The organism is Streptomyces sp. NPDC093064 (genome assembly GCF_044754605.1).
GTDB lineage: Bacteria > Actinomycetota > Actinomycetes > Streptomycetales > Streptomycetaceae > Streptomyces.
Genome location: NZ_JBIVPK010000065.1, coordinates 1 through 8,743, shown reverse-complemented (window position 1 = coordinate 8,743; position 8,743 = coordinate 1). Strand labels below are relative to the sequence as shown.

Sequence of the window (8,743 nt, the reverse complement as noted above, 5' to 3'; positions counted from 1 at the left end):
TCGACCATCGTGTTGATGGTGTTCTTGAGTTCGAGGATCTCGCCGCGGGCGTCGACGGTGATCTTCTGGGAGAGGTCGCCCTTGGCCACCGCGGTCGTCACCTGGGCGACGTTGCGGACCTGGGCGGTGAGGTTGCCCGCCATGAAGTTGACGGAGTCGGTCAGGTCCCGCCACACACCCGCCACGCTGGGCACCTTTGCCTGTCCGCCGAGGCGCCCTTCGGTGCCGACCTCGCGGGCGACGCGGGTGACTTCGTCGGCGAAGGCGGAGAGCTGGTCGACCATCGTGTTGACGGTCTCCTTCAGTTGCAGGATCTCGCCGCGCGCGGGCACGTCGATCTTCTGCGACAGATCACCCTTGGCCACCGCCGTCGCCACCTGCGCGATGTCCCGCACCTGGGTGGTGAGGTTGCCCGCCATGGCATTGACCGAGTCGGTCAGATCGGCCCAGGTGCCCGAGACCCCCGGCACCTCCGCCTGACCGCCGAGCGTGCCCTCGGTGCCGACCTCCCGGGCCACCCGGGTGACTTCGGAGGTGAACACGGACAACTGGTCGACCATGCCGTTGAACACGGTCGCGATGTCGCCCATGAGCCCGTCGGCGTCCTCCGGCAGGCGCGTGCCGAAGTCGCCGTCCCGCACGGCCGTCAGGCCGGCCAGGAGTTGCCGCAGCTCCCGGTCGCCCGGCACGGCGTCGAGGACCTCGGTTCTGTCGCTGGTCATACGCACCCTCGTCCCGCTCCCCAGGAGTCCTCGCCGGTGAGGACTCGGACATCTCCAACGGGCCGCCGCGGGCCCGCCGACGTGCGTGCATTTCCGTGATTTCACGGATCTGCGTGATGAGAAATACGCCGAAGGCTAACCCACCCGGACCACCCCGAACAAAACACTTGCGTCAATATCCAGCCCGGTGTATTCACCCCCGCAGGCCGTGCATGACCTCGGGGTTCAGGGGTACGCGGACGTCTTGACGCATGACGCTCCGTTCGAAAGAACCCGAACACCCCGGCCCCGGAAACGTCCGTATGACAACAATGCCGCCATCGCCCTTCACTCTTTCGGTGGAAATTCGTGGATCCGTCGTCGTGGTACGTGTGGGAGGCGACCTCGACTACCTCACCCGCGGCCAACTCCTGGACGCGGTGACCGTGGTGCTCACCCGGCGTCACGCGGCCCGGCACCCGGTCGCCGACGTACGCCTGGAGTTCTCGCGACTCGAGAGCGTCGACTCCTCCGGCCTGTCCGCGCTGCTCCAGATCCGGCGCCTCGTGGACGAGGCGGGCGTCGCACTCCACCTGGACGAGCGTCCGGCCGTCCTGGAGCGGTTGCTGGACATGACCGGAACGCTGGAACTGCTCACCTGCCGGCCCGAGAACACCTCCGCGCCCCAGGACATCTCGGCGCCCGAGGACGCCACCGGGCCCGCTCGTCCGCCGGCGATCTGAGCCCGCGCGGCGACCGAGCCTCCCGCACCCCCGCTCTTCGCGGCGCGGCGCCGAATGCCGTGGTCGGAGAAGGGTAGTTGGTGCGGTGGGAGCCGACGGACCGGGACCGCCGGCCCGAGACTCGTGACACGTCAGCCCGGGGAGGAAGGAGCAGCGTGACCATAGAAAGAATCTGGTCGTATCCGCCGCAGGTCGCTCGTACCGAGGAAGAGGACCTGACCGGCTTCACCGTCGTCGCCACCGACGGCACCGTGGGCCACGTGGACCGGGAGGGCGGCCACTCCGGGATGCGGCACCTGGTCGTGGACACCGGGGTGTGGGTGTTCGGCAGGAGCATGCTGGTGCCGGTCGGCATGGTCGCCGGCATCGACTCCGCGGAGCGGAGGATCACGGTCGCCTGTTCGCGCGGGCAGATCAAGGCGGCGCCGCCCTTCAGGACCGACAGCGAGACCAGGGACCCGGAGTACCTGACGCGGGTGGGTGCCTATTACCACGGGCTTCCACCCCGCCAGGCGACCAGCGCCTGAACCGGTGCGGCCCGCCGGTCGGGTCCTGACACCGTGACCGAGCCCGGACCCCGTCCGCAGTCGGGGCTCCGGGTGATCGGGGCTCACCAGGGCAGGAAGGCGTGCACGTCCTTGCCGTGATCGTTGACCACCACGCTCACCTGGTCGCACAGGGTGTGGATCAGGTGCCAGCCGATGCCGCCGCCGCCCCGGCTGGGGCGGAACGGCCGCGGGGCCGGCTGTGTGGTGCTGGTGTCGCTGAGCGTCACGTGCACCCCGTCGAAAGTGCGCCGCATCCGCAGCTCGAACGGCCCCGGCGCGTACTGCACCGCGTTCGCCGCGAGTTCCGTGACCACCAGCAGGATGTCGTCCCAGTGCTCGGGTGCCGCCGGCAGCGAGAGCCGTGCGACCTCATCGAGGAACTCCTCCGCGGCGAGTCGCGCACCCGTGACATGGTGCAACTCACCCGCGAAGCGGGCGGTGCGGCTCGGAATGCCCTCGCTGGCCAGTGTGTCGTCCCCAGGCGGCTCGAATGCCATCTCGCCTTCCGGCCCGGCCCCGTCGGCCGGGCTGTCGTCCTTTCTTTCCCTTGCGTCCACTGTCTTGTTCCCAGGGGCGCGGAGCCTACGCTTGGGCGTCGCAGGCAGCGGAAGGCAGGCAGTCGGCAGGGGGCGGACGGCAGCACTGAGCAGGCAGGAGGCGGTCGGCGGCAGGTCGGCGGCAGGGAATCCGGCAGCAGCAGCCGGCCCCGTACGGGGCCGGTGTTTTCCGGCCCGCGTCAGCGGAAGACGTTGTCGGAGTCGTCCCAGTCGGCCATCGGGTCGTGCGCGGTGTCCCGGCGCGGGGAGCGGCTCCGCGCCTGGTACATGGCGTCGATCTCGACCGCGTAGTGCCGCACGATGACGTCCCTGCGCAGCTTCATCGACGGTGTGAGCAGCCCGCCGGCCACGTCGAAGGGCGCGGGCAGCACCCGGAAGACCCGGATGGACTCCGAGCGGGAGACGGCGCTGTTCGCGGCGGCGACCGCCCGCTCGATCTCCTCCCGCAGCGCGTTCTCCTCGCGCGCCTCCTGCTCCGGCGCGTCACCCTGCAACGTCAGCGCGGCACGCCAGTGGGCCAGGAACTCCGGGTCCAGGGTGATCAGCGCCCCCACGCAGGGCCGGTTGTCGCCCACGACCACCGCCTGCTGGATCAGCGGATGCATCCGCAGCCGCTGCTCCAGCGGGGCCGGGGCCACGCTCTTGCCGCCGCTGGTGACGATGATGTCCTTCTTGCGCCCGGTGATCGTCAGATAACCCTCGGCGTCCAGCTTCCCGATGTCCCCCGTGGCCAGCCAGCCGTCGCGCAGCGCGGCCCGGGTCGCGGCCTCGTCGCCCACGTACCCCTGGAACACCGACGGCCCCTGGACCAGGATCTCCCCGTCGTCCGCGACCTCGATCGCCGTGCCCGGCAGCGCCGTGCCCACGGTCCCCGACTTCTCCCGGCCCAGCGGCTGCATGGTGATGCCGCCCGCGGTCTCCGTGAGCCCGTATCCGTCGTGCACGTAGATGCCGATGCCCTCGTAGAACAAGGTGAGTTCGCGGCTGAGCGGGGAGCCTCCGGAAGTGGCGCGGACCACCCTGCCGCCCAGTGCGGTCCGCAGCTTGCGGTACACCGTCCGCTCGTACAGGGCGTGTTGCAGCCGCAGGTCGAGCCCGGGACCCGGCCCCCGGCCCAGCCGCTGCCGCTCCAGCGCCGCGGCGAAGTCCCGGGCGGTGTCGGCCGCCCGCTCGAACAGCGCGCCGCGGCCGGACTGCCGGGCCGCGTGCAGGAAGTTCTTGTAGATCTTCTCGAAGACGGAGGGCACGGCGTAGAAGTACGTCGGCCTGAACGTGCGCAGCGCCGACGTCAGCGCCTCCTCGCCCAGCTCCGGTTCGTGGCCCATCAGGATGCCGCCGCGGATGCACAGGCCCTGGACCATCAGCCCGTACACGTGCGAGAAGGGCAGGAAGGCGAGTACCGACGCCTGCTCACCGGACGGTGCGGCGGTGTGCCCCCAGCCGGCCAGCAGCGTGTCGCAGGGGCTCGCCAGCGCGCGGTGGCTCAGCGCGCAGCCCAGGGCGCGGCCCGTCGTGCCGGAGGTGTACGCGATCGCCGCGGTCGCGTCCGGCAGCACGATCCGGCGCAGCGAGTCCACCGTGGTCGGCGGTATCACCGCTCCCCGTTGCACCAGGTGCTCCAGCGCCCCCGCGTCCAGCTGCCACACGTGCCGGAGCCGGGGCAGCGTCGCGCACACCGGGCCGACCGTCATCACGCCCTGCTCGTCCTCGACGACGACGGCCACGCACTCGGAGTCCCGCAGGATCCACTCGACCTGCTCGCGCGAGGAGGTCGGGTAGATCGGGACGACCTCGGCGCCGACCGCCCACAGCGCGTACGCGAGGACCGTCCACTCGTACCGGGTGCGGGCCATGACCGCCACGCGGTGGCCGGGCGAGATCTTGGCGGCGACCAGCCCTCTGGCCAGGTCGGTCACCTGGTCCCGCAGCTCCACGGCGGTCACCTCCTCCCACACCGGGGAGGAGGGGTCGGCGCGGCGCGCGAGCACCGGCAGGGTGGGACGGGTCTGTGCGGTCTCGAAGACGCTGTCGGCGAGCCCGCCGGTCAGCGGGGCGACGGCGGACGGAGCGAGGGCGAAGTCGCGCATGCGCTGCTCCTGGGGTTCACGGAGGTGACTCCGCCGATGAGTGGGGTGGTCGACGCGGATCGAATGTAGCCCAGGTCAGCGCGTCACGGGCCCCGAACCGGGAAGTAGCCCCGTTCCTCCCGCCCCCGCCCGCTCAGGCGGGGTACGGAGTCAGCCAGAGCGTGGCGAGCGGCGGCAGCGTGAGCCTGATGTGCCCGTCGTCCGGCCCGCCCTCCGGTTCGAGCGTCCCGGGGTTGGCGACGCCGCCGCCGCCGTAGCGGGCGGCGTCGGTGTTCATGACCTCGCGCCACGCGGTGACCTCGCCCGGCACGTCCAGGCGGTAGTCCTCGCGCACCACGGGGGAGAAGTTCGACACCGCCAGCAGCGGAGCGCCGGCCGCGTCGTGGCGCAGGAACGCGTAGACGTTGTCGTCGGCTGCGTCCACGGCCACCCAGCGGAAGCCCTCGGGCCGGGTGTCGCGCTCCCACAGGGCCGGTGTGGCCCGGTAGAGCGTGTTGAGGTCGCGCACCAGGTCCCGCACCCCGCGGTGGTCGCCCGCGGCGCAGTAGTCCTCGTCGAGCAGCCACCACTCGGGCCCGTGCTGCTCGGAGAACTCACCTCCCTGGGCGAACTCCTGGCCCATGAACAGCAGTTGCTTGCCCGGGTGGGCCCACATGAAGCCCAGGTACGCGCGGTGGTTCGCGCGTCGCTGCCACCAGTCGCCGGGCATCTTCGACACCAGCGAACGCTTGCCGTGCACCACCTCGTCGTGCGAGATCGGCAGGACGTAGTTCTCGCTGTAGGCGTACACCATCGCGAAGGTCATCTCGTGGTGGTGGTACTTGCGGTGCACCGGCTCCTTGCTCATGTACTGGAGCGAGTCGTGCATCCAGCCCATGTTCCACTTCAGCCCGAAGCCCAGGCCGCCGCTGTCGGTCGGCGCGGTCACCCCGCCCCAGGCGGTCGACTCCTCGGCGATGGTCACCACGCCCGGGGCGCGCCGGTACACGGTGGCGTTCATCTCCTGGAGGAACGCCATCGCGTCCAGGTCCTCCCGGCCGCCGTACGCGTTGGGCGTCCACTGGTCGGAGTCGCGCGAGTAGTCCAGGTAGAGCATGGAGGCCACCGCGTCCACGCGCAGGCCGTCGACGTGGAACTCCTCGCACCAGTACACGGCGTTCGCGACCAGGAAGTTGCGCACCTCCGTGCGGGCGAAGTCGAACTCGTACGTCCCCCAGTCGGGGTGCTCGGCGCGCTGCGCGTTCCCCGGCTCGTACAGCGGGTCCCCGTCGAAGCGGGCCAGCGCCCAGTCGTCCTTGGGGAAGTGCGCCGGCACCCAGTCCATGATCACGCCGATCCCGGCCCGGTGGCAGGCGTCGACGAAGTACCGGAAGTCGTCCGGCGAGCCCAGGCGCGCGGTCGGGGCGTAGTAGGAGGTGACCTGGTAGCCCCAGGACGGCCCGAAGGGGTGCTCGGCGACCGGCATCAGTTCCACGTGCGTGAAGCCCAGGTCCTTGACGTACGCGGGCAGTCGCTCGGCCAGTTCGCGGTACGTCAGCCCCGGCCGCCAGGACGGCAGGTGGACCTCGTACACCGAGAACGGCGCCTCGTGCACCGGGGTGTCCGCGCGGTGCGCCATCCACTCCTGGTCGCCCCACTCGTGGTGGGCGGCCGTCACGACGGACGCGGTGGCGGGCGGCACCTCGGTGCGCCGTGCCATCGGGTCGGCCTTGAGGAACCGGCCGCCGTACTGCGAGGTGATCTCGAACTTGTACTTCGCGCCCTCGCCGATCCCGGGCAGGAACAGCTCCCAGACGCCTGCCGCGCCCAGCGAGCGCATCGGGAAGGCGGTGCCGTCCCAGTGGCTGAAGTCGCCGGCCACCCGCACGCCCCGGGCGTTCGGCGCCCACACCGTGAACCGGGTGCCCCGCACGCCCTGGTGGGTCATCGGCTCCGCGCCCAGCGCCTGCCACAGCTGCTCGTGCCGGCCCTCCCGGATCAGGTGCAGGTCCAGCTCGCCGAGGGCGGGCAGGAAGCGGTAGGGGTCGTGGACCTCGTACTCGTCCCGCTCGTAGCCGACCACCAGGGTGTAGTCGGGGATCGCGGCCAGGGGCAGTACGGCCGAGAACAGTCCGTCGCCCTCCGAGGCGAGCGGGGTGCGCATGCCGTCCACGACCACGCTCACCGCGCGGGCGAAGGGACGCAGCACCCGCAGGGCGATCCCGCCCGGCACCGGATGCGCGCCGAGCAGCGCGTGCGGGTCGTGGTGGGCGCCGGACAGCAGGCGCTCACGGTCGGCGGGATCGAGCGGCGGGGCCGTTCGGGCCTGTGCCGCCGCGGGCAGGACGGGGCCGGACGGCTCGGGAAGTGACGTGTCGCGCAGTGCCACCGGTTCAGCCTCCTCTCACGGCGAGACGTTCGATCGCCGCCATCGGTACGGCGAGCCAGTCGGGGCGGTGCCGGGCCTCGTACAGCACTTCGTACACGGCACGGTCCGTCTCGTAGGCCCGCAGCAGGGCGTGTTTCTTGCGGGGGTCCCAGCCGGCGCGGGAGGCGTAGCCGGCGCAGTACGCCTCCCGGCAGCGGCGCGCCCACTCCGGGCGCCAGGGGCGGCGCTGGCGGGCGGCGTAGTCGAAGGAGCGCAGCATCCCCGCCACGTCCCGCACCGGGGACTCGGGGATGCGGCGCTCGGCGAGCGGACGCGACGGCTCGCCCTCGAAGTCGATGACGAACCACTCGCGCCCGGCCCGCAGCACCTGGCCGAGGTGCAGGTCGCCGTGCACGCGCTGGGCGGGCGGACCGGCGTCGCAGCTGGCCAGCGCGGCGAACGCGGTGCGCAGCCGGGTCGCGTACGGGCGCAGCGCGGCGACGCTGTGCGCGGCGGCCTCCAGATGTTCGGTCATCGTCGCGGCGGTGCGCGCGATGTCCTGGTGGGCACCGGTGGGGAAGGCACCGGCCAGCGCCAGGTGGACCTCCGCGGTCGCCTGCCCCAACTGGTGCGCCTGGGTGGTGAAGTCGTCACCGGTGGCCAGGGCCCGCAGGGCCAGCGTCCAGCCGTCGGCCGCGTCGCGCAGGAACGGCTGGAGCACCCCGAGCGTCGCGGGCTCCGGTTGCGTGGTGTGGAACCAGGCCACCGGGGCGGGCACCCGGGTGCAGTCCTGCCCGGCCAGGGCCCACGGCACCTCCAGGTCCGGGTTGACGCCCGGCTGGATGCGGCGGAACACCTTCAGGATGAACTCGTCCCCGTACACGATCGAGGAGTTGGACTGCTCGGCGTCCAGCAGCCTGGGCACCAGGCCACCGGGGATCAGTACGGACGGGTCCGCCTCGAAGTGCAGCGGGACCGAGGCGCCGGGGTGGCGCATCCGCTCCAGCAGCAGCTGGGCCGAGCGCGGGTCGCACAGCGCGTCGTAGATCGCGAGGCCGGCCAGCGGCCCCTCCTCGGGGCGGCCGATGAACGCCCGGTGCAGGCGCGGGGCCAGCTGCCGCCGTACGCCGAGGAGCAGTTGGTAGCAGTCGGCGGGCGGCGCGGCGGGCGTGCCGGTGGGGGCGGGGACCGTGCCGGGACCGGAGGGGACGCCCGCGTGCTCGGCGTGGACGAGCAGATGCAGACAGCCCGGGAACAGCTCCGTCATCGACAGCAGACGCAGATCGGTGACGGGCCGGTCCTTGCCGGCGAACCAGCGCTGCTGCGGCAGCCATTCACGCAGCAGCGAGTTGAGTGAGGCCATGGGCCCGGCCAGGCTCGCGGCGCTCGGCGTCAGCGATGCGGTCTTCGGCATGGTCACGCCTCCTTTCGTCGGCCGCACGCTCACACGCGTCGGCCGGTCCGGGATGCGACGTTGGAGGCGAGCCGGAACCAGTAGAACCCGTGGCCGGCCAGGGTGAGCAGGTAGGGGAGTTCACCGATGGCCGGGAAGCGGACTCCGCCGATGAGCTCGACCGGGTGGCGTTCCTGGAAGGCCCGCAGGTCGAGTTCGGTGGGCTGGGCGAAGCGGGAGAAGTTGTGGACGCAGAGGACCAGATCGTCCTTGTACTCGCGCAGGAAGGCGATGACCGCGGGGTTGGAGGACTGGAGTTCGGTGTAGGAGCCGAGTCCGAAGGCGGGGTTCTGTTTGCGGATCTCGA

At 71.7% G+C, this 8,743-nt stretch carries 8 protein-coding genes; 2 read left to right on the top strand and 6 right to left on the bottom strand.

Annotation, left to right across the window (positions count from 1 at the left end):
- Window positions 1–722: HAMP domain-containing protein (locus tag ACIQFZ_RS38730; protein WP_384097499.1), on the bottom strand; the 722-nt coding region annotated here is incomplete at its 3' end.
- A 251-nt stretch (window positions 723–973) separates the two neighbouring features.
- Here ACIQFZ_RS38730 and ACIQFZ_RS38725 point away from each other — a divergent pair.
- A complete protein-coding gene (locus ACIQFZ_RS38725) occupies window positions 974–1,444 on the top strand; it encodes an STAS domain-containing protein (protein ID WP_402693458.1) in 471 nt (156 codons plus the stop codon).
- Window positions 1,445–1,599: 155 nt separating this feature from the next.
- The gene (locus tag ACIQFZ_RS38720; protein ID WP_365434036.1) at window positions 1,600–1,971 is read left to right on the top strand and encodes a PRC-barrel domain-containing protein; all 372 of its coding nucleotides are present in this window, start codon (window positions 1,600–1,602) and stop codon (window positions 1,969–1,971) included.
- A gap of 83 nt (window positions 1,972–2,054) precedes the next feature.
- On the opposite strand, the gene ACIQFZ_RS38715 is transcribed toward ACIQFZ_RS38720, so the two are convergent.
- From ACIQFZ_RS38715 to ACIQFZ_RS38695, 5 genes are all read right to left on the bottom strand, one after another.
- Entirely contained in the window at window positions 2,055–2,489 is a 435-nt protein-coding gene (locus ACIQFZ_RS38715) for an ATP-binding protein (RefSeq protein WP_365434039.1), read from the bottom strand.
- Window positions 2,490–2,728: 239 nt separating this feature from the next.
- A complete protein-coding gene (locus ACIQFZ_RS38710; RefSeq protein ID WP_402693457.1) occupies window positions 2,729–4,636 on the bottom strand; it encodes an AMP-dependent synthetase/ligase in 1,908 nt (635 codons plus the stop codon).
- A 133-nt stretch (window positions 4,637–4,769) separates the two neighbouring features.
- Entirely contained in the window at window positions 4,770–7,004 is a 2,235-nt protein-coding gene (glgB, locus tag ACIQFZ_RS38705; protein WP_402693456.1) for a 1,4-alpha-glucan branching enzyme, read from the bottom strand.
- 4 nt (window positions 7,005–7,008) lie between these two features.
- Complete coding sequence (locus ACIQFZ_RS38700) at window positions 7,009–8,397, bottom strand: maltokinase N-terminal cap-like domain-containing protein (protein ID WP_365436434.1); 1,389 nt, start codon at window positions 8,395–8,397, stop codon at window positions 7,009–7,011.
- A gap of 29 nt (window positions 8,398–8,426) precedes the next feature.
- A partial coding sequence (locus ACIQFZ_RS38695; protein ID WP_365436431.1) for an alpha-glucosidase C-terminal domain-containing protein occupies window positions 8,427–8,743 on the bottom strand: 317 nt, incomplete at its 5' end.